Here is a 22,308-nt window from a genome sequence, read left to right on the forward strand (position 1 = left end):
GCCGCGCGCGCGTCGCGGTCGCGGTCGCGCGTCGCCAGCGCTAGGAGGCGGCCCCCTGCTGGAGGCGCTCGCGGAGCAGGACCTCGAGCGTGGCGAGCGCCTTCGCGAAGCCGTCGATGCCCTCGCTCAGCTTGTCGCTCGCCATCCGGTCGGCGGCGTGCATCGCGCGGAACGCCGCCTCATCCATCGGGATCTTCGCGATCTGCAGGGCGCGCGCCGCGTCGGGGTCGAGCTTCCTCGGCAGGTCGCCGCGCGCGGAGGCGAGCTCCGAGAGCAGCTTCGGCGAGATCGTCAGGAGGTCGCAGCCGGCGAGCTCCTTGATCTCGTCGATGTTGCGGAAGCTCGCGCCCATCACCTCGGTCTTGTAGCCGTGCTTCTTGTAGTAGTTGTAGATCTTCGTGACCGAGACGACGCCGGGGTCCTCGGCGGGCGCGTAGCTCGTGCGGCCGGTGTCCTTCAGGTACCAGTCGAGGATGCGCCCGACGAACGGCGAGATGAGCGTCACGCCTGCCTCGGCGCACGCGATCGCCTGGTGCAGCCCGAAGAGCAGCGTGAGGTTGCAGTGGATGCCCTCCTTCTCGAGGACCTCCGCCGCGCGGATGCCCTCCCACGTCGAGGCGATCTTGATGAGGACGCGCTTGCGCGAGACGCCGGCCTCCTCGTAGAGGCGCACGATGCTCCGGCCCTTCTCGATGGTCGCCTGGGTGTCGAAGGAGAGGCGCGCGTCGACCTCGGTCGAGACGCGGCCGGGGATGATCTTCAGGATGCGCAGGCCGAAGTCGACGGCGAGCCGGTCGAACGCGAGGCTCACGACGTCGCCCGGCTCCTTGCCCCGGCCCGCCTCCTTCTGGCCCCAGGCGAGCGCGCCGCTCACGATGTCGGCGTACTCGGGCATCTGGGCCGCCGCCGTGATGAGCGACGGGTTCGTCGTCGCGTCCTGGGGGCGGAATTTCTCGATCGAGTTGATGTCGCCGGTGTCCGCGACGACGACGGTGTACGCCTTGAGGCGCTCCAGCAGGTTCTGGTCCATGGGCGGCATTGTACGAGCAGCCGGCCAGGACGCTTCAAAGCTTTCGTGGCCTTCGTGTGAGGACCCCCCTCCGGCTGGATGCACGGCCGGCGGTGGCCTATGGAGAGGGCCCCGTGGAGCCGCCCCCCAACGCCGTCGCGCAGCGCGTCCTGTCCGCCTACGATGATCGCCTCTCGGTCCTGCGCGCCGAGGCCGGCGCGCTCGAGCGCCGCTCGAAGACGTTCTCGCTGCTGCGCGGCGTCTCGTTCCTGGCGGCGGTCGTGGCCGGGGGGTACGCGCTCTTCGGCGACGTACCGCGGTGGGTCACGTACGCCGCCGGGGCGGTGACCGCGGTGTTCCTCGGGCTGCTCGTCGCGCACGCGCGCCTCGTCACCCGGATGACGGAGCTCGAGCAGCGCATCGGCCTCTACGTGCGCGGCAAGCGGCGGGTCGCCGGCGATTTCGCCGATTTCCCGGAGCGCGGCGACCGGTTCGCCGCGCCGGACCACGATTACGCGGGCGATCTCGACGTGTTCGGGCAGGCGTCGCTGTTCCAGCTGCTCAACGTGGCGCAGACGGGCGAGGGCGAGGCCACGCTCGCGGCCTTCCTCGCGGAGCCCGCCCCGGCGCCCGCCGTGGCGGCGCGGCAGGAGGCGGTGCGGGAGCTCGCCGGCCTCGGGGCGTTCCGGGAGGATCTCGCGGTGGTGGGCATGCAGGCGGGGGCGCGCGGGCGCGAGGCCGGCCCGCTCATCGCGTGGGCCGAGGCGCCCCCGGCGCTGCTCGGCCCGGAGGCCCGCGCCGGCGGCCTGCCGGTGAGCGCGCTCCTGACCGCTGCGAAGGTGCTCGTGCCGCTGACGCTGGCGCTGCTCGTGGCGCCGCGGTTCATCCCGGCGGAGCAGCTCGGGCTGCTCCGCCACGCGTACCTCCTGCCGCTGGCCGCCCAGATCCTCGTGCTGGTCCTGCTGCGGCCCGCGGTCGAGCCGATCGTCGCCGCGGCCTCGTCGCGCGAGGCGCCGTTCGCCCGGTACCGGCCGATCCTCGCCCGCGTCGAGGAGCAGGCGTTCTCGTCGGCGCTGCTCCGCGAGCTCAAGGCCGAGCTCGCGGGGCCCTCGGGCGCGCTCGCCTCGCGGGAGATGACGGCGCTCGAGAGCCGGGTCGGCTACTCGGACCTGCGCCACAGCGGGCTCGTCCACATCGTCGCCAACCTCTTCCTGCTCTGGGACGTGTGTTGCGCGCTCGCGCTGGAGCGGTGGAAGCTCCGCGCGGGCCGGCACGTGAAGGCGTGGATGCGGACGCTCGGGCACATGGAGGCGCTCGCGAGCCTCGCGACGTTCGCGCACGAGAACCCCGACTACGCGTACCCCGACGTGAAGGACGGCGAGCCGCGCTTCGCGGCGGCGGGGCTCGGCCACCCGCTCCTGCCGCGCGACCGGCGGGTGACGAACGACGTCTCGCTGGAGGGCGCGGGCGCCACGCTGCTCGTCACGGGGTCCAACATGTCCGGCAAGAGCACGCTGCTGCGCGCCGTCGGCGTGAACGCCGCCCTCGCCCTCGCGGGCGCGCCGGTCTGCGCGTCGTCGCTGTCGCTCTCGCCGGTCCGCGTGCGGACGAGCATGCGGATCAAGGACTCGCTCGAGCACGGCGTCTCGCACTTCTACGCCGAGCTGACCCGCCTGAAGCGCGTCGTCGACGGCGCGAACGGGGGCGAGCGGGTGCTGTTCCTGCTCGACGAGATCCTCCACGGCACGAACGCGCGGGAGCGCCAGATCGGGGCGAGGGCGGTGGTGCGGCACCTCGTCGCGCGGGGGGCCATCGGCGCGGTGTCGTCCCACGACATGGGGCTCGCCGTGCTGGAGCAGGAGACCTCGGGACGGGTGCGCAACATGCACTTCGAGGAGCTCGTGGTCGAGGACAGGATGACCTTCGACTACAAGCTGAAGCCCGGCGTGGTGACGAGCGCGAACGCGCTGCGGCTCATGAAGATCATCGGGATCGACCTCGACTTCTCGGAGGGGGAGCGGACGGCGCCGGCGACGACCGCGGCGGCGACGACCGCGGCGGCGGCGCGGGAATGAGCGGCGGCGACCGCGGCGATGGCTCGGGAATGCGCGCGACCCCCGGCGGCGTTGAGGGCGCCATGCTTTCTCCGCTCCCCGGGTGTCTCTCGCGCCGCGCCCTGGCCTCGGCGCGTCCCCTGCTCTCCTGCGCGCTCCTCGCGATCGTGACGACAGCGAGCGCCTGCGCCACGGCGCCGCCGCCGCCGTCAGCTCCCCCGGCGGCGAGCGGCGGGGCGGCCCCGCCGGGCGCGAGCGCGCCGGGCGAAACCGCGCCGGCCGCGGCGCGGACCGAGATCGACGAGGGCGGGGCGGCGCTCCTCCGCGCGGAGGGCGTGGACGGCGCGTTCGTCCTGTTCGACGCCGCGCGAGGCGTCACCCGCGTCGTGAACCCCGACCGCGCGGCGGCGCGGTACGTGCCCGCCTCGACCTTCAAGATCCCGAACACGATCATCGGCCTGGAGACCGGGGTCATCCCGGACGAGCGCTTCACGCTGCGCTGGGACGGGACGCAGCGCAGCGTGCCCGACTGGAACCGCGATCACGATCTCGCGTCGGCGATGAAGCACTCGGTCGTCTGGTTCTACCAGGAGGTCGCGCGCCGGATCGGGCCCGAGCGCATGCAGGCGCACCTCGACGCGCTCGGCTACGGCAACCGCGACATCTCGGGGGGCATCGACCAGTTCTGGCTGAGCGGGGGGCTCCGCATCTCCCCGCACGAGCAGATCGATTTCCTGCGGCGGCTCCGCGCCGGCGCGCTGCCCTGCTCCGCGCGGAGCGTGGACATCGTGAAGCGGATCCTCGTGCTGGAGCAGACGCCGGCCTACACGCTGCGCGGCAAGACGGGGATGGAGATGGACGAGCGCTCGAGCACCGGCTGGCTGGTCGGCTACGTCGAGCGCGGGGCAGACACCTACTTCTTCGCGACCGTGCTCCTCGGGGCAGGCAGCGACGGTGAGCGCATCATGCCGCTGCGCCGCAGCCTGACCCGCGCCCTGCTCAAGCGGCACGGCGCGCTCCCCGAGGACGCCTGACACCGGCGCCTCTCCCGGCGACGGCGCCGCCCCCTACGCCGCCGGCGCCGCGCTCGCGGGCGACGGCGCCGCGCCCGGCGACGCCGTCGAGCGCGCCGCCCACGCGAACGCGGCGATCCGCTCGGCGAAGCGGCGCGGGTCGTCGACCTGCGGGCAGTGCCCGATGCCTTCTGGCTCCTCGATCTCCGCGTGCGGAGGGAGGTGCCGCCGGTAGTACTCGAGGTTGGCGCTCGGCATCAGGCGGTCCGAGCGGCCCCAGATCAGCAGGATCGGCATCGAGAGCGCGCCCAGCTGCTCGGGCGTGAACGCGTGGTCGCACCGGGCCGAGCGCCTGAAGGAGAGGATGGTCTCGCGCGAGAACGTCCGCACGACGTCGCCGGCGATGAGCGGGGTGAACCACGGGACGCGGTGGTAGAGGCGCGCGAAGAACGCGTGGGCGTCGGCCCGCGACCGCAGGTTGAACACCGCGAGCAGCTCGGCGAGCTCGGCCTGCTCCATGCCGGCGCCGGCCGGCGACGCGAGCACCAGCGCGCGCACGCGGCCCGGCGAGCTCAGCGCGTAGCTCACCGCGACCGCGCCGCCGAGGGAGTTGCCGACGACGATCGCCGGCTCGTCGAGCTCGCGGTCGAGCAGCTCGTGCATGGCGGTGGCGAGGCACTCCGGCGTGAACGCCGACGCCGGCGCCGCGCTCCACCCGTGCCCCGGCGACTCCGCGGCGATGACGCGGCGGGCGCGCCGCCGGAGTCGCTGCAGCACCGGCGCGTACGGGAGCGCCGAGGAGCCGATGCCGTGGAGCAGGACCACCGTCGGGAGCGGGCCCGTGCCCGGAGCATCGTAGAGGTGCAGCCGGCAGACCGACGTGTCGACCCAGCGGCTCTGCACCCCGGACCTGTTCAGCGCCTTCCTGGCGAGGCGTTCGGCGAGCGGGAGGATGCCCATGCGCCGGGCATAGCAGATCGAAAGGGTCCCCGCGGGGGCGGAGGCGCCGGGGCGCGCGGGGCTGCCGAGCGATCGGCGGGCCTCGGACGAGGCGCGGCGGCGCGGTGGCGCGCCCGATTTCCGTTGAGCTCCATGGAGATCCGCGCCAGATCTCCCGCCGTGCGATCGCCTCTCCTCGCCGCCGCCGTCACCCTGGTCGCGTGCTCGCGCCCCGAGCCGCCGACGCTCAAGCCCGAGCTCGCGACGGTGACCGCCGTCACCGTCCAGGGCATCGATCTGCGGGTCCAGATCCAGGCGTACAACCCGAACAGCATCGATCTCTCGACGCGCTCGATGAAGGCGAGCGTGCTGCTCGACGGCAAGTACGACGTCGGCACGGTCACCGCGCTCACGCCGCTCGAGCTGCCCGCGAAGAAGTGGACGCGGATCGAGGCGCCGATCTCGGTGAAGTGGCAGGACCTCACGAGCATCGCCGCGCTGGCGACGCAGAGCCGCGGTATCCCGTACCAGGTGAGCGGCACCGTCGCGATCGGCGGAGAGACGCTCAACGTGGATGTGCCGTTCCGCCTCGCGGGGACGATCACGCACGAGCAGCTCGTCACGGCGATCGGCAACTCGCTCCCGGCCCTGCCCCTCCCCGGCCTGCGCTGAGGAGGGCCGCCGTGGCCTGCCCTGAGCGAGGCCCCGCGTGAGCCCCGAAGCCGCCTGATCGGACCGACCTCGCGTGAGTGGGCCTCACGTGAGCGGTCCGAAGCGCTTCTCGTACGCCGCAAGCTTCTCCGCGAGCGCCTGGGACCGCTCCTCCGCCGCTCGGGCCTGCTCCTCCGCCGCTCGGGCCTGCTCCTCCGCCGCTCGGGCCTGCTCCTCCGCCGTCGGAAGCACGCGTCCCTCGGCGTCGAGCCACCGGAGCCATCTCCCTCTGCTGGCCAGGTACAAGCCATCCCGCACACCGAGGCGCAGACCGAGCTGCTGACTTGCCAGCTCACCCTCCGCGTTCAAGGCCATCGGCTCGTAGGCGCGAGAGGCCATGTCGAGCAGATATCCTTCCAGGGTGTTCTTCATCGGATCGAACAGAAAGTACTCCGGCACGCGCAGCACCTTCGCGTAGATGCGCATCTTCTCGCCGCGGTCGATCGCCTCCGTGCTCTCCGAGAGGAGCTCGATCACCACATCCGGCGTCCTGCCGTTCTCTTGCCACACGACCCAGGACTTCCTGTCTCGGCGTACCGTGTCGAGCACCACGAAGACGTCCGGCCCGCGGAAGTCGTTCTTCATGGTCTGGAGCTCGCTGAAATAGATCGCCATGTTGCCGCTGACGTAAACGTCGTCGCGATCCTTCCAGAAGAGGTCCAGCGACTCGATCAGCAGCAGCATTTGTTTGCGGTGGCGATCGCTCTCCATGGGCTCACCGTCGTCGTGGGGGAGTTCGTCCTCTCCGGGCGGCGGGATCGGGACGAGCGAGGTCTCGCTGGCGTACGGCATGGGCTTCCTCGGCGCAATCTTACCAGGTTCCTGGGAGGCCGCAGCCGTGAAGGCGGACAGCGCGCTCGCGCGCGGCGGGCCGCAGCAGAGGAGCGCGCTCGGCTCGCGCGGCTCGCTCGGTTTACGCGGTTTGCGCGGGTTACGCGGGTTACGCGGGACGACGCGCCGCCGTGCCGGGATCGTGACGAGGGCCCGGCCCGCCCTGCGGTCTCCAGCGTTGTCTCGAGCCCACAAAGCTTGCAGAATCGCGGCGGAGAAGACGCCCGTGCCCGTCCACGAGGAGCCCCCCGTTCGCGCGCGCCCGCGGTCCGTTCGCGCGCGCCCGCGGTCATCGACGCGCTCGTCTCCGCCGCCGGAGGGCGCAGCTCCATGTCCGGCGGCCTGATCTTCCACGACGGCGGCGGCGGGGCCGTCGCGCGCTGCACGCGCTGCGGCGCCGAGGCGGCGGGGCCGTGCGCGCGCTGCGGCGCGCCCGTGTGCGGCGACTGCTGCGTGCTCACGGAGGGCGGCGCGCGCGTCTGGGCGATATGCCTCGCGTGCGAGGATCGCGGCGGCCGCTCCCTCCGCCGCGGCTGGGCGGCGGTCCTCGGGTGGATCGCGCTGCCCATCGCGGCGCTCGCGCTGGTCGTCGGGCTGCTCGCGTGGCTGCAAGGCAACTGAAGAGACCGGAGGAGTCATGTTCAGCGTGAAGGAAGTCGAAGGCGCGATTCCCACCATCGAGCTCGCCGACAGCGACGCCGCGAGCCGCGCGGTGCTGGCCCCGGCCCGCGGCGGCATCCTGACCGAGCTGACCGTCGGCGGCCGCGCGCTGCTCTACCTCGATCGCGGCACGCTCGACGATCGCACCGCCAACGTGCGCGGCGGCAACCCGGTGCTCTTCCCCTCGCCCGGCAAGCTCGCCGGCGACGCCTGGTCCGCCGCCGGCGCGGCGGGCCAGATGCGCCAGCACGGCTTCGCCCGCACCCTGCCGTGGTCGCTCGACGACCAGGGCGCCCTCGAGTCGGGCGGCGCGTACGCGCGCCTCGTCCTCCGGTCGAGCGAGGCGACGCGCGCGCAGTACCCCTGGGATTTCCGCGCCGAGCTCACCTACACGCTGCGCGGCAGGGCGCTCCGCATCGATCTGCGCGTCACCAGCGAGGCCGGCGACGGCGCGCCGCCGATGCCGTTCGGGGCCGGGTTTCACCCCTACTTCGCCGTCTCCCAGGCGGACAAGGCCCGCGCCTCGATCGAGACGCGGGCGACGCGCGCGTTCGACAACACCACGAAGCGGGAAGCGCCGTTCTCCGGCTTCGACCTGACCCGGCCCGAGGTCGACCTCCACCTGCTCGACCACGGCTCCACCGAGAGCGCGCTCTCGATCGAGGGCGCGCCGGGGGTGCGCATCGCCGTCCGCGGCTCGCCCGAGTTCACCCACTGGGTCGTGTGGACCTTGCAGGGCAAGGACTTCGTGTGCCTCGAGCCCTGGACCTGCCCCGGCAACGCCCTCAACACCGGAGAGCGCCTCATCCACCTCCGGCCGCGCGAGACTCGGGCGCTCTGGATCGAGCTCTCCGCCTGAAGCGACGACGGCCGCGCGCGCGACGCGCCGGAGAGCCCGAGGAGCCGCGCCGCGTCGGCGGCGACGCGCGGCTTCTCGGTTGACTGCCGGCCGGAAAACGCGTCGAATCCCGCCATGACTTCTACCGATCTCCTTACCGCACGTCGATCCCTGGTCGCCCCCTCCCGAGCGCTCCTCGCGCGGCGACCTCGCCGCTCGCTCTCCACCCTGGCCGCAGCCGCGCTGGCGACGACGCTCACCGCGGGCGCCTCCGCGGCGCCGGTCTGGACCGGAGACTTCGAGACGGGCAATCTGAACCAGTGGAACACGACCCTGAACGGCGAGCACATCTCCGTGGTGACGTCGCCTGTCCTTCAGGGCACGAGGGCCGGGAAGGTCCAGCTCACCAACGACGCGAGGTGGTCGAACGGCATCAAGCGCGTCGAGCTGAACCACAAGCCGGCCGCCGGGCGCACGGCCGAGGGCGCCCAGACCTACTTTGCCTGGAGCTTCTATCTCCCCGAGGCGCTCGCGGCCGACCCGCCGACGCAGATCGGATACTGGGAGTCCGAAAATAGCTATAGCCAGATGATGTCGTTCGAGGTCGTCGGACAGCACATCAGCTTCGCCACCCGCAAGCCCGACAACAAGGTGCACTGGGAGGCGGACGGCGCGGTGACGCCCGGCGTGTGGCACCGCATCGCGCTGCACATCCGGTGGTCGACGAACCCGAACCAGGGCTCCGTCGACGTGTGGTTCGACGGCAAGCAGGTCGTCACCGGCGGGAAGGCGCAGACGCTCGCCGACAACAACGCGCACTTCACGCAGATCGGCCTGCTGCGCAACCCGTCCGAGTTCACGGACAGCCCCGTCATCGTCCTCGATGACGCCGTGGAGGGGGACACCATCGAGGACGTCCGCCCCGCGCTGCCCTCCTCCGGGGAAGGCGGCGCCGGTGGCGCGGGCGGCTCCGGCGGCGCGGGCGGCTCCGGCGGCGCGGACGGCTCCGGCGGGAGCAGGAGCACCGGGACCGCCGGCGGCGGCGCCACAGGCGGCAGCGACGGCGCGGGCGGCGACGTGGCGCCCGGCCCCGGCGCCTCGAGCTCCTCCTCCGCCGCTTCCGGCGCCGGCTCCACCGGCGCGGGGACCGGCGGCACCGACGAGGTGGAGGTGGCCGAGGGCGACGACGGCGGCTGCAGCTGCCGCGCCGCCGGCTCGCCCGCGGCCCCCGCGCCCATGGCCCTCGCCGGCCTCGGCCTCATCGCGGCGCTCGCGTCCGCGCGGCGTCGCCAGCGGCGCTGAGCCGTCGCGAGCGGCGCGAGCCGCAGCGCCCCGGGCGGGCAGGAGCCGCGCCGAACACATGGTGAGCGCGGCTCTTAAACAAAATTGATTTTCGGATCAATTTTCATCACGTCGACATTGACAATATTGACCTCGGTGAGGACAATCCACTCATCCCGTGGCAAGATTTGTCGTCCGATGCCCTAGCTGTGATGGGGAGCTGCGCGCGACGCGGCTCGGTTGCCAGAGCTGCGGAACCAACCTGGACGGTCAGTTCGAGATCCCCGCGCTGCTCCAGCTGTCGCCGGACGATCTCGCCTTCGTGACCGCGTTCGTGCGCTCTTCAGGCAGCCTGAAGGCGATGGCTCAGGTCCTTCAGATCAGCTACCCGACGGTGCGAAATCGCCTCGACGAGATCATTGGCCGGCTCGACGCACTGGAGCAGGGCATCGCGCGGCGCCGGCACGAGATCCTGGACGCGCTCGAGAAGGGGAGGCTCTCCGCGAAGGAGGCCGAGGAGGCTCTGCGCAAGGTGGGATTATGATGATGACCACGCCCGACGAGAGAGTGCGCGCGCTCGTGCGCGACAACGTCATCAAGCCCGCGGAAGGCGAGCGGCTGCTCGCCACGATGTCGCCGCGGCCTCCCGGGCACGGATGGCGGCTCGCGCTGAATCCATTCGAGCGCTTCGGCGGGGGGCTCGCCGCCTCGGCGGGGCTCGCCGTCGCCGCGCTGAGCGTCGCCGTCACGAGGCTCGGCGTTCGCTTCGACGGCTTCCTCGACCTGCACGCGACGCCCGCCGTCATCCCGTACCGGACGGCGCTCCTCGAGCAGGTCGTCGCGTGGCCGTTGCCCGCCCTGCTCTTCTGGACGTATGCGCGGCTCCTGCGGCGCCGCGTGCGGCTCATCGACTTTCTCGGTGTGATCGGGCTGTCGCGCGCGCCGCTCGCGCTCGCCGCCGTCGCGCTCGGCCTGCTCGCCCCGCGGCTGCCGGTGGGCGCGCCCGCGTTCACCCCCGAGCTGGCCGTCATCGCCGTCCTCGGAACGGTGTGCCTCGTGTGGTCCTTGACGCTCCTCGTCCGGGGCTTCAGGAACGCCTCTGGCCTGCGGGGCGCGCCTCTGATCGCGGGGCTCATCGGCCTCTCGCTCCTGTCGGAGATCCTCTCGAAGGTCGCGCTCGCGCACCTCGGCTGAGCCATCGATCTCCCCGGCGCGCCGCCCGGCTCGCGCGGCGCGCTCTGCGGTGCTCGCGCGACCGCGAGGGCGCACCGGTGCGCCCTGGGCGGCACTGCATCTCTCTCTCATGCTCGGAGGGCTCGTCATGTCATTGCGATCGGTTCTCGTGGTCCCGGCGCGCCGCGCCGCGCTCGCCGTCTCGTGTGCAGCCGCGCTCGCGTCGTCGCCCCTCTGCGCGGGCTGCGGCGCCGGAGAGCGCGCGTCGTCCGCTGGCGGGAGCGGCGCGCCCCCTGACGACACGGACGTGCCTGACAAGGAGACGCCGGCAACGCCGGACGTGCCGGAGTGTCCGGCGGCGTCCAGCGCCAGGACCACCGTCGAGAACGCGCGAGGCACGCTGGTTGGAACGCTGGTGGTGCCGGCCGGGTGCGGGCCGTTCCCTGCGGTCGTGATCATCCCCGGCTCGGGGCCGACCGACCGGGACGGCAATCAGGTCGCCGCGGGCGTCGAGCCGGACACGTACAGGCTCCTCGCGGAAGGGCTCCGGGACAGGGGCATCGCGTCGATTCGCTACGACAAGGCCGGCATCGGCGCGAGCGTCTCCGCGGCCCCCCGGACGGAGCAGGAGCTGCTCTTCGAGATGGGCGCCGACGACGCCGGCCTGTGGGTGAAGAAGCTCCGGGCGGACGGGCGCTTCGCGACGATCACGGTGGTGGGGCACAGCGAGGGCTCGCTGCTCGGTATGCTGGTCGCCCGGGAGACCGAGATCGACGGGTTCGTCTCGATCGCCGGCGCGGGCCGGCCCATCGGCGATGTCCTGCGCGATCAGCTCGAAGGCCTCCCGGACGAGGATCGCGAGAAGGCAAACGCGATCCTCGACCAGCTCGAGGCCGGGGAGCTCGTCACGGACATCCCGCAAAGCCAGCTGTTCATGAGCCTGTTTCGGCCGGGCGTGCAGCCGTTCGTGATCTCCTGGATGAAGCACGACCCCGCGGCGGAGCTCGCGGCCGTGACGGCGCCGATCCTCCTCCTGCAAGGGACGACCGATCTCCAGACCAAGGTCGAGGACGCGGAGCGGCTCGCCGGCGCGCGGCCGGACGCGACGCTCGTCATCGTCGAGGGCATGAGCCACACGCTCAAGGAGGCGACGCTGTCGAACGCGTCGCAGGCCGACGCGTACACCGATCCGAGCCTGCCTGTCGTGCCGCGCGTGTTCGAGGCGATCGAGGCGCTGATCCGGGAGGAGTGACGCAGGCCCCGAGGCAGCGCTAGGGGACCGGCGCCGCTGCGGCGATGATCGCCTTGACCTCCCGCAGCATCTCGGTCGTCTCGGCGCGCTGCGCCCCCTCGGCGAAATACGCCGACAGCTTCTCCGAGCCCGCCCGGATCGCGTCGCTCTCCTCGCGCACCACGACGCGGAAGATCGGCCGCTCGGCGGCGCCCGCGAGGTCGACGCTGCCGTCGGTGGGCAGCGCGTCGCTCCGGTAGATCGCGAGCCGCTCGTCCCGGAACAGCTCTCGAAGACCCGAGATCTGCTCGGCGCTGAGCTCTCCGCGGAGCGCCGTCGTCCCCCGGTGCCCCTCGAACGTGCCGCTCAGCTCGATCCAGACGACGGTCTCCTCGCCTGCGCCGCGGTTCACCTCGAGCTGCGCCCAGGGCGCCGGCGGGATGTCCGAGCCGGGGTGCCCGGCGCACCCCGCGAGGCACAGCGCGCCCCACAGGAGGCCGCCGAGCACCGCCCTCCTAACACGTGATGATCTTGCTGCCATTGCTCGTGATGTTGAAGCAGGGGTTGACGTCGAACATCGTGTTCAGGATCCGGTTCGCCTCGTCCCTCGCGAAGGCCTTCATCGTCGACGAGCTGTGCTGGGCGTCGGCCTCGAAAGCGTACCACCACAGCCACAGGACCTGGTAGCCGGCCGCGCCCCGCCCGCTGGGCGACCCGATCCCGGAGCACCCGTCCAGGTACTTCTCGTCGCACGACGCGCTCTTCGCAGGGCACTTGTTGCTGCCGTCGTTGCCGCTGTGGCCGCACCAGTCCGCGTGCCGCGCCTCGTGGATCAGCGTCCCGGCGCGCTCCACGACGTTCTCGTTGTAGAAGAACGGGATGTAGAGCTCCGTATAGTCGTCGAACCCGCCCCAGGTCGTGTACGCCCGCTTCGACCCGTCCCCGCACCGCGCGTCGAGCTCGTCGAACTCACGGATCGTGTAGTTGCCGCCCCAGCGCAGGATGTTGCCGTTGAAGTCGTTCGTCTTGAGCGCCTCGTTCGGCGACGCATAGTTGAGGAGCTGGATCGCCTGGAACGTGCGCGCCAGCGGCCGCCTCCGGTCGCACGCGGCCTCCCAGCCGAAGCCGTCGTCCCAGTCCCCCTTGTCGAAGTCGTACGCATCCCAATAGAAGTCGATCCACGGCTGCGTGCACCAGAAGCTCGTCATCACCCCGGGATCGGTCCCCCGCACGGTGTCGCAGGTGGCGGCGCGGGCCTCGGAGGCGACGCCGAGGAGCAAACAAGACGCAAGAACGGCGCTGATCGTGCTTTTCATGATCGATCCCTCAACGAGCGATGACAGGCGTGTCGGTCCGAGGAGCCACCTTGAACAACCGCGATCCGGGCTTCTCCGGCTGCGCCGGTCGACCGTTGTTCGGGTTGTAATCCTTGACGTCGGCGACGTCCTCCGCGAGCGCCTTGCGCGCGTCGATCAGCTGGATCCCGCCGACGTCGATCCCGAGGGCGTAGAGGCTCGCCGCCGCCGGGTTGCGCAGCAGGTCGCCGGCGGAGAAGATGGCCTTCAGCTCCGCCGCGGCGCCGAGCGCCTCGAGCCCGGCGATCGCGCGCAGGCGAACGCGGTATTCATCCGCGAAGAGCTGCTCGTCGGCCTCGGGATCGGGGAGCTTCGTCGTGGCGATCTCGTTCAGCGGCTTGATGCCGTCGCGCGAGCCGAGCAGGCCGAGGAGGTGAGCCGCCCGCCAGCGCATCTCGCCAGGCCTCGCCGATTCGGCCTTGTCCGGCGAGACGGAGACCGACCACGCCTTATAGACCTCGGCGACCACGGGGACGGCCGCCGGGCCGATGGCCACGAGCTCCCGGAGCGCCCGCGTGAACTCCTCCTCGTTCCCGAACTCGCCCATCAGCGAGAGCTGCCTGTTCACCATCGCCAGGATGCACTCCTTGCTGCACTCGATGGCCTGCGACTCGACCGCCGTTTCCTCCGGCGCGTCCTTCTCGGCGGGCACGGCGCAGCCCGCGGCCGCGCCGATGAGAATGAAGATCATCGTTGTTTTGATGGAGACCGACGACATGGTTCACCTCGGGTTCGGTTCGTGTCGGGGCGCTCTCGCCCCCTCGACGGGTCGCGCGGCCGCAGCGCCTCCGCGCCGGCAGGCCCGCGCGCTCGTCTCACGCGAGCGGGATATCGATGCTGGGCAGGCGCTCTTCCCACCCCTCGACGTCATGGTGGGAATCGGCTGACCGACCGTGCGACCGACGGAACAACGGATCAACGTAATTGCAATCGTCAGGCCATGCGCTGAAGGCACGGCTGGGCGGCCCGGCGCGGCGCCGCCGGAGGCCGCGCGCTGGGCGGAATATCCCCGAGCTCGCAGCGCTCGTGCGTGGAGCGAGCGCCGGCTTCGCGTGATTCCCGGGCGCCTGCTGGGATGGTCCGGGCCCCGCTCGGAGGTCATGCGCTGGAGGCCGGGGCCTCCATGTGTGGAGGCTGGCCCCTCCAGCGCGACGCGCCGGGGCCCTTCATGGCCGGCTCCGGCGCGGCCCCGCCATTTCGGTCCTCCCGTCGACGAGGCGTGCTAGAAGGCGACGATCATGAGCAGGCTCTCCGAACGTGCGTTTGCCGAGATGGTCGAGGCGGGGTGCCCCGCGTGCGGGGGACAGAAGCTCAACCTGCGTTCGTATGTCGACGGGCTCGTGCCGCTCATGGAGGGCGAGCCCGTCGGGCCGGTGAAGTGGGTCTACAAGGGCGAGATGTTCGTCGACGGGCTGTACGAGATCACGTGCGGCGCGTGCCAGCACCTCGTGTTCACGGACGACCGCTGCCCGCGGTGCCACGCTGAAGGCGGCCTCGCGCGCGGACTCACGACGACCAACGCGTACGCGGTGCCGGAGCGGTGCTCGCGGTGCGAGCACATCGAGGTGCGTTATATCGCGTTCGTGCCGATGCGCGTGAAATACGAGGGAAGGCGCGCGGACAGGGCCCAGACGAGCGTCGAGCTGCACGACCCCGGCTTCCACGGCTATCGCGTCGACTGCAAGGACTGCGGCAAGATCGCCGAGCGCGCGGACGCGTGCCCGATCTGCGAGAGCCCGGCGCCGGTCCGGGCGCGCTTCAGCTGATCGTCAGGCGTGGCTCGCGATGAAGCTGGCGGTCGCCTCGGGCGACGAGAGGATCGCCCACTGGCGATCCGGGTACGAGAAGTTCGTGGTGAACGCGTCGGCCACCTTCTGGCTGCGCGCGGCCGCGACGAGGAGGGCCAGCGCGTGGTCCGGCGGCGGCAGGAGGAAGGCGTTCGTCCACTCCGTGGCCGCCCGGAGCCCGTTCCAGAGGCGATCCTCCAGGTCCGCGCAGAACGCCTCGTCGAACGCGGCGCCGGCGGCCGCCTGCCCGGCGATCTGCTCGGCGGCGAGCGACGCCGCGAGCGTGGCCATGTTCGCGCCCTGGCCCGTGATCGGATCGTGGGTGATGTGGAGATCGCCCAGCGCGAGCGCGAACCTCTCGCCGCCGAGGGGCACGTACGCGCGGCGCACCACCGGCGTCACGGCGCCCGTCAGGTAGTCGCGCGGGCCGGCCACGCCGAAGCTCGCCCGATCGACGCGCTCGGCCGTGAGCGGCGCGTGCGCGAGCACCGCGTCGAGCAGCGCCGCGTCGAAGCGCGCCGGATCGTCCTCGTAGCGCATCCGCGTGATCGGCTCGAGCGCGCCGCCGGGGATCGCCTCGATGAGCAGCGAGGGCACGATCCCGCCGAGCGTGATGTACTGGTTCTCGAAGATCTCGCCGTGCCCCGGGGAGAGCTGGAACATGAACTCCATCGGCCCGGGCGGCATGCGGAGCCCGCGGACGATGCCCGCGAAGAGCCGCCGCATCGGCGCGGCGTGCGGGCTTCGCTCGGGGACCCTCGGGAAGAGGTCCGTGAGGCCCGCCCGGCCCGTGGCGACGACCACGAGGTCGTGCGCCGCGGCGAGGCCGCGGACGCCGGCCGCGTCGAGCGAGGCCCTCACCACGCGGCCGCCCCGCGCGACGAAGTCCTCGAGCAGCTGGGGCAGATAGACCCGCATGTCGATGAAGAGCGCTTGATCCACGAGGCGGCCGACGAAGTCGATCGGCGGCGCGGCCGCCACGCGGATCCGGATGGTCCTCGTGGCATGCTCGGGCCCCTCCCAGTGCGCGACGCCGAGCGCCCGCTGGCGCTCCCGGGTCAGCAGGGAGAGCCCGACGGTGCTGGGCAGGCGCCCCGTCCGGATCTCGTCCGGCGTGCGCTCCTCGTAGAGGCTCACGTCGAGGCCCTCCTTCTGGAGGTGCAGCGCGAGATGCAGGCCGGCCACGCCGGCGCCGACGATCGCAATGGTGGGCATCCTTGTCCTCATCTCCTCTCAGCTGTGCGTGCGAGCTTCACGGCATGTGAGGTCCGCCGGGCTCTCGGCGCCCCCGACCACGGCGACGTCACGGGAGCGGATCGCGGCGGCGAAGGCCCCTCTCGCGGCAGCTCCGTCCGGCGGATCCATTGTCGCTACCGTCACCCCTCCGTGGCTCCGACCAGCGTAGTGGAAGAACGAGGACGAGTCGTGGCTTCCGTGGCGAAGTACGAGGGCGAGTCGCGGCTTCCGTGGCGGAAGTACGAGGAAGTACGAGGACGAGTCGCGGCTTCGAACGCAGCACCGCGGCTGGCTTCAGCGCGCGTCGACAGGCTTCACCCCAGGTCCCCCGCCGCCGGCAGGTACGCAGCGCCCAGCGTCACGCCCTGCGCCGCGCGGATGGCGCGCACCACCGCCAGCGTGCAGACCTCGGCCGCCATGACGCACAGGGTCATCATGCCGAGCGTCGCGCCGGACGCGCCCGTGCCCAGCGCGAAGAGGGCGTCGCCGTCGGAGAGCGTGTGCAGCGGGTTGATCGCGCGCGCCAGGCCGTCGTGCCCCACGGTGGCGAGGCGGCAGGCCTGGCTCTTGGTGAGCACGGCGTCCGTGGCGATCACGCCGATGGTGGTGTTGCTGCCCGCGAGCACGGGCCTGGGCGTACTACCGCCCGATCTGGACGTTCTCAAGGACGCCGAGAGCGTCGGGCACCAGCACCGCGGCGGAGTAATAGGTGCTCACAAGGTACGAGGTAATGGCCTTCCCGTCGGTCTCCATCCTGCGGGCCGAGACACCGGGCTCGATCTCCTCGGGGAGGCCCGTGCGGTGGAGGCCGATGACGCCCTGATGCTCCTGCCCCGTGCGCATGACGAGGATGGAGCTCGTCTTGTCCTCGTTGATCGGGATCTTGTCGCAAGGGAGGATCGGGACGCCGCGCCACGCCGCGACCTGCGTGCCGGAGAGCTCGACGGTGGTCGGGTAGATGCCGCGGCGACTGCACTCCCGGTGGAAGGCGGCGATCGTGCGCGGGTGCGCCAGGAAAAACTGCGACTTGCGGCGCCGGGAGAGGATCTCGTCCATGTCGTCGGGCGTCGGGGGGCCGCTCCGGGAATGGAGGCGCTGCTTCAGGTCGGCGTTGTGCAGGAGGCCGAAATCACGGTTGTTGATGAGCTCGTGCTCCTGCCGCTCGCGCAGGGCCTGGACGGTCAGGCGGAGCTGCTCCTGGAGCTGATCCATCGGATCGTTGAAGAGATCCGAGGCGCGCGTGTGGAGCCGGAGGACCGTCTGCGCGACGCTGAGCTCGTATTCACGCGGCGCGGTCTCATAATCGACGAACGTCCCCGGGAGCGCGCGCTCGCCCTTGTGACCGGCGGTGAGGGCGATCGCCGCCTGTCCGAGCTTGTCCTGCGGCCTCCTCCGCCGCTCCTTGAGCGACTCGACGTGCGCGTGGAGCGCCGGAGATCGCGAGATCAGCTCCTCGAAGACCCGCTGCGGGAGCTCGAGCACGATGCACGGCGTGACGGCCCTGACCGAATAGGTCCATGCGTCGTTCGATTCGATGACGGACTGGTCCCCGAAATGGTCCCCATCCGCGAGGACGTCGAGGATCGTGTCGGCGCCGTACTTGCCGACGCCGAGCTTCTGGGCCTTTCCATGCGCGAGCAGGAAAATCGTCTCCGCGGGCTTTCCGCGCTCGGCGATCAGCGCGCCGGGCTTGTACTCCCGCTGGACGAACCGGCTCGCCAGGGTGTCGAGCACGGCGTCGTCCGAGAAGCCTTGCAAGAGCGGCAATTCGCAGAGCTCCTGCGGGATCACCTCCACCTTCGCCCCGACGTTGCCGAAGCTGAGCCGCCCGTCGCCGACGGCATAACTCAGGCGGCGGTTCACGCGATACGTGCCGCCCGTGACCTCGATCCAGGGCAGGACCCGCAAGAGCCACCGGGACGTGATCCCCTGCATCTGCGGGTGCGACTTGGTCGTCGTCGCGAGCTTTCGCGCCCCCAGCGTCCCGAGGCTCGAACGCTCCACATCGTTCCCGATCCCAGGGTTTTCGGCGTTTGCCATGATGTACCTTTCCTTCTGCGCGCTTCGGAGAGCAGAGCGCTCCGCGTATCCCCCGCGCTTGCACGGGGCACACGCGGAGCGGCTACCGCTCGCGGTTCATTCGTGGGCGCGTCCGATCTCGACGCTCTCCAGGACGCCGAGCGCGTCGGGGACCAGCACGGCCGTCGAGTAATAGAGGCTGACGAGGTACGACATGATGGCCTTGTCGTTGATCCCCATGAAGCGCACGTTGAGGCTCGGCTCGACCTCGTCCGGAATGCCTGCGTGGTGCAGGCCGATGACGCCCTGGTTCTTCTCGCCCGCGCGCACGAGCAGGATCGAGGTCGTCCGCGTCTCCGAGACCGGGATCTTGTTGCACGGGAAGATCGGCACGCCGCGCCACGCCGGGACGCGATGGCCGTTCACCTCGATGCTCTGCGGGTAGATGCCGACGCGGCTGCACTCCTGGCCGAACGCCGCGATGGCCCGCGGGGGCGCGAGGAAGAACGACGGCTCCCTCCAGACCGTGGCGAGGAGCTCGTCCATGTCGTCCGGCGTCGGGGGGCCGCTGTGGGTGTGGATGCGCTGCTTCAGGTCGGCGTTGTGCAGGAGACCGAACTCGCGGTTGTTGATGAGCTCGTGCTCCTGGGTCTCCTTCAGGGCCTCGATGGTCAGGCGCAGCTGCTGCTCGGTCTGGTTCATCGGCTCGTTGAACAGATCCGCGACGCGCGTGTGGATCTGGAGCACGGTCTGCGCCACGCTGAGCTCGTACTCGCGGGGCGAGGTCTCGTAATCGACGAACGTGCCGGGGAGGACGGGCTCGCCGGAGTGGCCCGCCGCGATCTCGATCGCCGCCTCGCCCGTGTTGTCCTGCTTCTTCGCGGCGAGCGCCTTGAAGTTGTCGAGTTGCTGCTTCAGCGACGGGTGCTGGGCGACGAGCTCCTCGAAGACGTTCTGCTGGAGCGTCAGCACCGTAACCGCCGTGACGGCCTTGGCCGTGAACGTCCAGTAATCCTGCGTCTCCAGGAGCGCCTGGTAGCTGTAATGGTCGCCGTCCGCGAGAACCTCGAGCACCGTCTCATCGCCGTACTTGCCCGCGCCGATCTTGTTGACCTTGCCGTGCGCGATGAGGCAGATGTGATCGGCCTCCTTGCCGCGCTCGGTGATGACGTCGCCGGGCTTGTACTCACGCTGCACGAAGCGGTTCGCCAGCGCGGTGAGGACCTCGACGTCCTCGTAACCGCGGAGGAGCGGCAGCTCGCAGAGCTCCTGCGGGATGACCTGGATCTTCGCGCCGGTGTTCGTGAACGTCACCCGCCCGTCGCCCACCGCATAGCTCAGGCGGCGGTTCACGCGGTAGACACCGTTGACGTGCACCCACGGCAGGAGCTTCACCAGCCACCGCGACGAGATGCCCTGCATCTGCGGCGCCGACTTGGTCGTCGTCGCGAGCTGCCTCGCGGCCGCCGTCGCGAGGCTGGTCTGGTGCTGATCGATCGAACCCAGATTACCTGTGATAGACATGAGTCCCTCTTTCCCGGACGGCTAGGGCCGCCCGTGCTTCACCGGCACGGACCGCGCCGTACCCATCGAAAGATCCGCCTTCGCAGCAGGAGCCGCGGCGCCGGCTCTTCCGGCGCCGAAGAAGCTGCTGATACGCGCCGCAGAGGCGCCAAACCCACGCGCGCCCCCGATCGCCCGTTCGATCGGGTGGCGCTCGAGCTCCGCGTCCACGTACCGGCTCGTCACGACGTGCCAGTTGAGGACGCCAGCCATGTACAATCGCTGCTTCTCGACGTATCCGAGCAAGGCCTCGCGTGCCGCCTCGCCGAGGTCGAACTCGTCGAGGATGCGGGGCAGCTCGGTCGCGACGATGTGCTCGAACTCCAGCACGCGCGCCGTGAGCAGGTCGTTGACGACCTCCTTGGCCCGCTGCGCGTCGCATTCGAGGAACCGCTCGACGACCAGCACGAGGTTGCTGAGCTCGCCGTCGAACTCGATCTCCTTGCGGTACGAATAGAGATCGTTGATCCACCCGCCCACGTCGGCGGTGGTGTTGTCGAGCCCTCGCATCGTCCGCGTGCGGAAGACCTCGGCCGGAACCACATCGCCCAGCGTGAGCTTGGATAGGCTCATCGTGAGGTCGGCGCCGAACGTCTTGCGGCGCATCTCGACGTAATCGACCGGATCCGGGATCCGGTTCTGGGTCTGGTTCAGGAGCTCCCAGAGCCAGCTCCCGGTCATGGTCTCGACGCTGCGGCGGAGCGATTGCCGCGAGCTCATCGACATGGGGGAGGCTGTACGGATCCAGAGATCCAGCAGGCCGCTCTCCACCGGGTTCTCGGGCACCGGGGCGCCCGCGCAGTCGAGGGGCATGAACATCGAGAGCCGGGCAGAGAACCGCTTCGCGCCCGCGATGTCCCGCGTCGCGCCGAACAAGAGCGGGAAATAATCGTCGCCGTACGTCCCCCAAGTCAGCCAGCCCGAGCTCAGGTCGAGCTCGTGCGGGGACGCGTCCGGGTGAATGCCCGCGGCGTAGATGGGGAAATCGAAGCCGATGAACCTGCGCTCGTCCCAGATCCCGGACCCGAAGACGCCCGGCACCACGTCGAGCATCGCGAACTTGCGGGCCCACTCGAGGGTGCTCCGGCGCGCCGCGGCCAGATGCGGGCTCAGGCGGAGCTTGAACGGCATGGTGATCTTCGGGAGCGGCGTCCTGCCCACGGGCCGGAACGGGGCGTGGGTGAGGGTCTTGATCCGCTGCAAACCCAGGGCGCCGGGCGTGAGCCTGATCCGGAACGCCGAGGTGCCGAGCCCCGTCGGCGTCCCGAGGACATCGGGGACGCTCGCGGATTTGTCCGCGTTTTCGTTCATGTAGCGGCTCGACCGCATGTGCCATTCGTGGCCGCCGGACTGCCAATCCTGCAGCCCCTTCACGTACCTGGCGACGTCGAGGGCTTGCGCCGGCGTCAGCCCGTGCTCCACGCAGAGCGCCGGCACCTCGACGAGCGCCGTGTTCTCGAATTGCTGGAGCCGCGACGTCAGGATCTCGTTCGTCAGATCGGCCGCCTTTTGCGTGGGGACACCGAGGAAACGCTCGAGGACGAGCACGCAGTTGGCGTTTTCCCCTTCGTCCTCGACCTCCCGCTGGTACGAGAACAGGTCATTGCGCAGGTGGACGCCGTCCGAGAACGTGTCGCGCAGGACCTCGAGGGGGCGCGTCGCGGCGACGGCGGCCGGGACCTCGGCGCCCACGGCGATCTCGACGAGGCCCGCGGACCAGGGCGCGCCGCCGACCTTGCGGCGCATCTCGATGTATTCGACCGGGTTCGCGACGCGGTTCTCCTGGATATTGGCGAGCTCCCACATGCATTCGAGCAGCAGGTTCTTCGTCGCCTCGAGGAAGCGCTCGCGCCAGTGCACCGAGGTGAGCGGGACGGTCCGCGCCCAGAGGTCCGCGAGCGCGCGCTCGACCACGTTCGTCGGCTCCGGCGGCGTCCCCGTGGGCACGACGGGCATGAAGAGCGGCAGGCGGTCGAGGTACGCCTTGGCGCCGCGCATGTCCTTGGTGCGCTTGTAGATCTCGAGGAAATGGTCGTCGAAGAAGAACACCCAGACATACCAGTCCGTGATCAGATTGAGCTCGGGCGCGGGCGCGTCGGGGTGGGTGTACGCGCAGAGCAGCGCGTAGTCGTGCGCGTCGAGGTCGCGCTCGGTCCAGATGGGTTTTTCCTGCGGGTTCTCCTCCAGGATACCCATCTCGTAGGACCAGGCTTTGGTATGCGCGCGCGCGCCTTCGAGGTGCGGATTGATGCGCGCCGGATACGGCATGTAGAAGTCGGGCAGCGTGAAAGGTTGCATGTTCGCTGACTTCTCTCGCGCGACGTCGATAGGGGCGACGCGGGCGACCTGAATGTCTTGGCGGTCTGTATTCCGGACGCACCTCGGCCGCTCGCACGCAGACGTGCGACGACGCGTTGGTGGGGCTCCTCCGTACAGACCGTTCGGGATCGTTCGGACGGGGCGGATCTAGACCAGACCAGCGCTCCGACCAAATTAATGATGACGAGCTCCGGACCGCAGGAACTCGAGGACTGCTGCTTGGCGGTTCAAAAGACCCCACCTTCGGCCAGAGTCCCCCCCCACCACCCACCGCCGCGTCCAGCTGCTC

General features: G+C 70.9%; 21 protein-coding genes. 10 read left to right on the forward strand and 11 right to left on the reverse strand.

Annotated elements, in window-relative coordinates; all coding sequences use genetic code 11:
• Positions 1-40: 40 nt before the first annotated feature.
• Positions 41-1,030, reverse strand: coding sequence for a transaldolase (locus ACSRUE_RS41110; protein ID WP_441288312.1), 990 nt, complete (start codon positions 1,028-1,030; stop codon positions 41-43).
• Positions 1,031-1,143: 113 nt separating this feature from the next.
• On the opposite strand from ACSRUE_RS41110, the gene ACSRUE_RS41115 reads away from it, so the two are divergent.
• Complete coding sequence (locus ACSRUE_RS41115) at positions 1,144-3,084, forward strand: MutS family DNA mismatch repair protein (RefSeq protein ID WP_441288313.1); 1,941 nt, start codon at positions 1,144-1,146, stop codon at positions 3,082-3,084.
• Positions 3,085-3,146: 62 nt separating this feature from the next.
• Positions 3,147-4,097, forward strand: a complete 951-nt coding sequence (gene blaOXA, locus ACSRUE_RS41120) for a class D beta-lactamase (RefSeq protein ID WP_441288314.1) — start codon at positions 3,147-3,149, stop codon at positions 4,095-4,097.
• A 33-nt stretch (positions 4,098-4,130) separates the two neighbouring features.
• On the opposite strand, the gene ACSRUE_RS41125 is transcribed toward blaOXA, so the two are convergent.
• Entirely contained in the window at positions 4,131-5,036 is a 906-nt protein-coding gene (locus ACSRUE_RS41125; RefSeq protein WP_437769617.1) for an alpha/beta fold hydrolase, read from the reverse strand.
• A gap of 159 nt (positions 5,037-5,195) precedes the next feature.
• Between ACSRUE_RS41125 and ACSRUE_RS41130 the strand changes: the two genes are divergently transcribed.
• Positions 5,196-5,687 carry an LEA type 2 family protein gene (locus ACSRUE_RS41130; RefSeq protein WP_441288315.1) on the forward strand — a complete coding sequence of 164 codons (492 nt, stop codon included), beginning with the start codon at positions 5,196-5,198 and terminating at the stop codon, positions 5,685-5,687.
• A gap of 84 nt (positions 5,688-5,771) precedes the next feature.
• On the opposite strand, the gene ACSRUE_RS41135 is transcribed toward ACSRUE_RS41130, so the two are convergent.
• Positions 5,772-6,518 carry a Uma2 family endonuclease gene (locus ACSRUE_RS41135; RefSeq protein WP_441288316.1) on the reverse strand — a complete coding sequence of 249 codons (747 nt, stop codon included), beginning with the start codon at positions 6,516-6,518 and terminating at the stop codon, positions 5,772-5,774.
• A gap of 369 nt (positions 6,519-6,887) precedes the next feature.
• Here ACSRUE_RS41135 and ACSRUE_RS41140 point away from each other — a divergent pair, with 369 nt between their 5' ends.
• The 6 genes from ACSRUE_RS41140 to ACSRUE_RS41165 all read left to right on the forward strand — a co-directional run bounded on the left by ACSRUE_RS41140 (position 6,888) and on the right by ACSRUE_RS41165 (position 11,761).
• On the forward strand, positions 6,888-7,178 hold the full coding sequence (locus ACSRUE_RS41140; RefSeq protein ID WP_441288317.1) for a hypothetical protein: 291 nt from the start codon (positions 6,888-6,890) through the stop codon (positions 7,176-7,178).
• Positions 7,179-7,194: 16 nt separating this feature from the next.
• Positions 7,195-8,076: an aldose epimerase family protein gene (locus ACSRUE_RS41145; protein ID WP_441288318.1), complete on the forward strand. Its 882-nt coding sequence runs from the start codon at positions 7,195-7,197 to the stop codon at positions 8,074-8,076.
• Positions 8,077-8,190: 114 nt separating this feature from the next.
• Positions 8,191-9,357, forward strand: coding sequence for a polysaccharide lyase (locus ACSRUE_RS41150; protein ID WP_441288319.1), 1,167 nt, complete (start codon positions 8,191-8,193; stop codon positions 9,355-9,357).
• 157 nt (positions 9,358-9,514) lie between these two features.
• Entirely contained in the window at positions 9,515-9,880 is a 366-nt protein-coding gene (locus ACSRUE_RS41155; RefSeq protein ID WP_012234087.1) for a DUF2089 domain-containing protein, read from the forward strand.
• Positions 9,877-10,530, forward strand: a complete 654-nt coding sequence (locus ACSRUE_RS41160) for a YIP1 family protein (protein WP_441288320.1) — start codon at positions 9,877-9,879, stop codon at positions 10,528-10,530. Before ACSRUE_RS41155 ends, ACSRUE_RS41160 begins: the two co-directional genes overlap by 4 nt.
• 127 nt (positions 10,531-10,657) lie before the next feature.
• Positions 10,658-11,761 (forward strand): alpha/beta hydrolase, encoded by a 1,104-nt coding sequence (locus ACSRUE_RS41165; RefSeq protein WP_437769623.1) that lies wholly within the window; start codon positions 10,658-10,660, stop codon positions 11,759-11,761.
• Positions 11,762-11,780: 19 nt separating this feature from the next.
• Here the strand turns inward: ACSRUE_RS41165 and ACSRUE_RS41170 are convergent, their stop codons facing one another.
• Genes ACSRUE_RS41170 through ACSRUE_RS41180 form a run of 3 tightly spaced genes read right to left on the reverse strand, consistent with a single transcriptional unit; the run spans position 11,781 to position 13,786 of the window.
• Positions 11,781-12,248: a hypothetical protein gene (locus tag ACSRUE_RS41170; protein WP_441288321.1), complete on the reverse strand. Its 468-nt coding sequence runs from the start codon at positions 12,246-12,248 to the stop codon at positions 11,781-11,783.
• Positions 12,249-12,255: 7 nt separating this feature from the next.
• Positions 12,256-13,056, reverse strand: a complete 801-nt coding sequence (locus tag ACSRUE_RS41175; protein ID WP_437769625.1) for a hypothetical protein — start codon at positions 13,054-13,056, stop codon at positions 12,256-12,258.
• Between the two features lie 10 nt (positions 13,057-13,066).
• On the reverse strand, positions 13,067-13,786 hold the full coding sequence (locus ACSRUE_RS41180; protein ID WP_441288322.1) for a hypothetical protein: 720 nt from the start codon (positions 13,784-13,786) through the stop codon (positions 13,067-13,069).
• A 547-nt stretch (positions 13,787-14,333) separates the two neighbouring features.
• Between ACSRUE_RS41180 and ACSRUE_RS41185 the strand changes: the two genes are divergently transcribed.
• On the forward strand, positions 14,334-14,861 hold the full coding sequence (locus ACSRUE_RS41185; protein WP_441288323.1) for a hypothetical protein: 528 nt from the start codon (positions 14,334-14,336) through the stop codon (positions 14,859-14,861).
• 3 nt (positions 14,862-14,864) lie between these two features.
• Here the strand turns inward: ACSRUE_RS41185 and ACSRUE_RS41190 are convergent, their stop codons facing one another.
• The 5 genes from ACSRUE_RS41190 to ACSRUE_RS41210 all read right to left on the reverse strand — a co-directional run bounded on the left by ACSRUE_RS41190 (position 14,865) and on the right by ACSRUE_RS41210 (position 21,998).
• The gene (locus ACSRUE_RS41190; protein WP_441288324.1) at positions 14,865-16,097 is read right to left on the reverse strand and encodes a styrene monooxygenase/indole monooxygenase family protein; all 1,233 of its coding nucleotides are present in this window, start codon (positions 16,095-16,097) and stop codon (positions 14,865-14,867) included.
• A gap of 335 nt (positions 16,098-16,432) precedes the next feature.
• Positions 16,433-16,783, reverse strand: a complete 351-nt coding sequence (locus ACSRUE_RS41195; RefSeq protein WP_441288325.1) for a P1 family peptidase — start codon at positions 16,781-16,783, stop codon at positions 16,433-16,435.
• On the reverse strand, positions 16,758-18,158 hold the full coding sequence (locus tag ACSRUE_RS41200) for a family 2B encapsulin nanocompartment shell protein (RefSeq protein ID WP_441288326.1): 1,401 nt from the start codon (positions 18,156-18,158) through the stop codon (positions 16,758-16,760). Before ACSRUE_RS41200 ends, ACSRUE_RS41195 begins: the two co-directional genes overlap by 26 nt.
• 96 nt (positions 18,159-18,254) lie before the next feature.
• Positions 18,255-19,661 (reverse strand): family 2B encapsulin nanocompartment shell protein, encoded by a 1,407-nt coding sequence (locus ACSRUE_RS41205; RefSeq protein ID WP_441288327.1) that lies wholly within the window; start codon positions 19,659-19,661, stop codon positions 18,255-18,257.
• Between the two features lie 21 nt (positions 19,662-19,682).
• Complete coding sequence (locus ACSRUE_RS41210) at positions 19,683-21,998, reverse strand: family 2 encapsulin nanocompartment cargo protein terpene cyclase (protein ID WP_441288328.1); 2,316 nt, start codon at positions 21,996-21,998, stop codon at positions 19,683-19,685.
• Positions 21,999-22,308 lie beyond the last annotated feature (310 nt).

It is taken from the genome of Sorangium sp. KYC3313, assembly GCF_052075895.1.
Taxonomy (GTDB): domain Bacteria; phylum Myxococcota_A; class Polyangia; order Polyangiales; family Polyangiaceae; genus Sorangium; species Sorangium cellulosum_B.

What these genes read in the sequence shown, in the direction of transcription:
- ACSRUE_RS41150 (WP_441288319.1), top strand. Translation starts at nt 8,191, where the DNA reads ATGACTTCTACCGATCTCCTTACCGCACGTCGATCCCTGGTCGCCCCC.
- ACSRUE_RS41205 (WP_441288327.1), bottom strand. Translation starts at nt 19,661, where the DNA reads ATGTCTATCACAGGTAATCTGGGTTCGATCGATCAGCACCAGACCAGC.
- ACSRUE_RS41200 (WP_441288326.1), bottom strand. Translation starts at nt 18,158, where the DNA reads ATGGCAAACGCCGAAAACCCTGGGATCGGGAACGATGTGGAGCGTTCG.
- ACSRUE_RS41175 (WP_437769625.1), bottom strand. Translation starts at nt 13,056, where the DNA reads ATGAAAAGCACGATCAGCGCCGTTCTTGCGTCTTGTTTGCTCCTCGGC.
- ACSRUE_RS41125 (WP_437769617.1), bottom strand. Translation starts at nt 5,036, where the DNA reads ATGGGCATCCTCCCGCTCGCCGAACGCCTCGCCAGGAAGGCGCTGAAC.
- ACSRUE_RS41185 (WP_441288323.1), top strand. Translation starts at nt 14,334, where the DNA reads ATGAGCAGGCTCTCCGAACGTGCGTTTGCCGAGATGGTCGAGGCGGGG.
- ACSRUE_RS41145 (WP_441288318.1), top strand. Translation starts at nt 7,195, where the DNA reads ATGTTCAGCGTGAAGGAAGTCGAAGGCGCGATTCCCACCATCGAGCTC.
- ACSRUE_RS41165 (WP_437769623.1), top strand. Translation starts at nt 10,658, where the DNA reads ATGTCATTGCGATCGGTTCTCGTGGTCCCGGCGCGCCGCGCCGCGCTC.
- ACSRUE_RS41210 (WP_441288328.1), bottom strand. Translation starts at nt 21,998, where the DNA reads ATGCAACCTTTCACGCTGCCCGACTTCTACATGCCGTATCCGGCGCGC.
- ACSRUE_RS41190 (WP_441288324.1), bottom strand. Translation starts at nt 16,097, where the DNA reads ATGCCCACCATTGCGATCGTCGGCGCCGGCGTGGCCGGCCTGCATCTC.
- ACSRUE_RS41140 (WP_441288317.1), top strand. Translation starts at nt 6,888, where the DNA reads ATGTCCGGCGGCCTGATCTTCCACGACGGCGGCGGCGGGGCCGTCGCG.
- ACSRUE_RS41160 (WP_441288320.1), top strand. Translation starts at nt 9,877, where the DNA reads ATGATGATGACCACGCCCGACGAGAGAGTGCGCGCGCTCGTGCGCGAC.
- ACSRUE_RS41110 (WP_441288312.1), bottom strand. Translation starts at nt 1,030, where the DNA reads ATGGACCAGAACCTGCTGGAGCGCCTCAAGGCGTACACCGTCGTCGTC.
- ACSRUE_RS41180 (WP_441288322.1), bottom strand. Translation starts at nt 13,786, where the DNA reads ATGATCTTCATTCTCATCGGCGCGGCCGCGGGCTGCGCCGTGCCCGCC.
- ACSRUE_RS41135 (WP_441288316.1), bottom strand. Translation starts at nt 6,518, where the DNA reads ATGCCGTACGCCAGCGAGACCTCGCTCGTCCCGATCCCGCCGCCCGGA.
- blaOXA (WP_441288314.1), top strand. Translation starts at nt 3,147, where the DNA reads ATGCTTTCTCCGCTCCCCGGGTGTCTCTCGCGCCGCGCCCTGGCCTCG.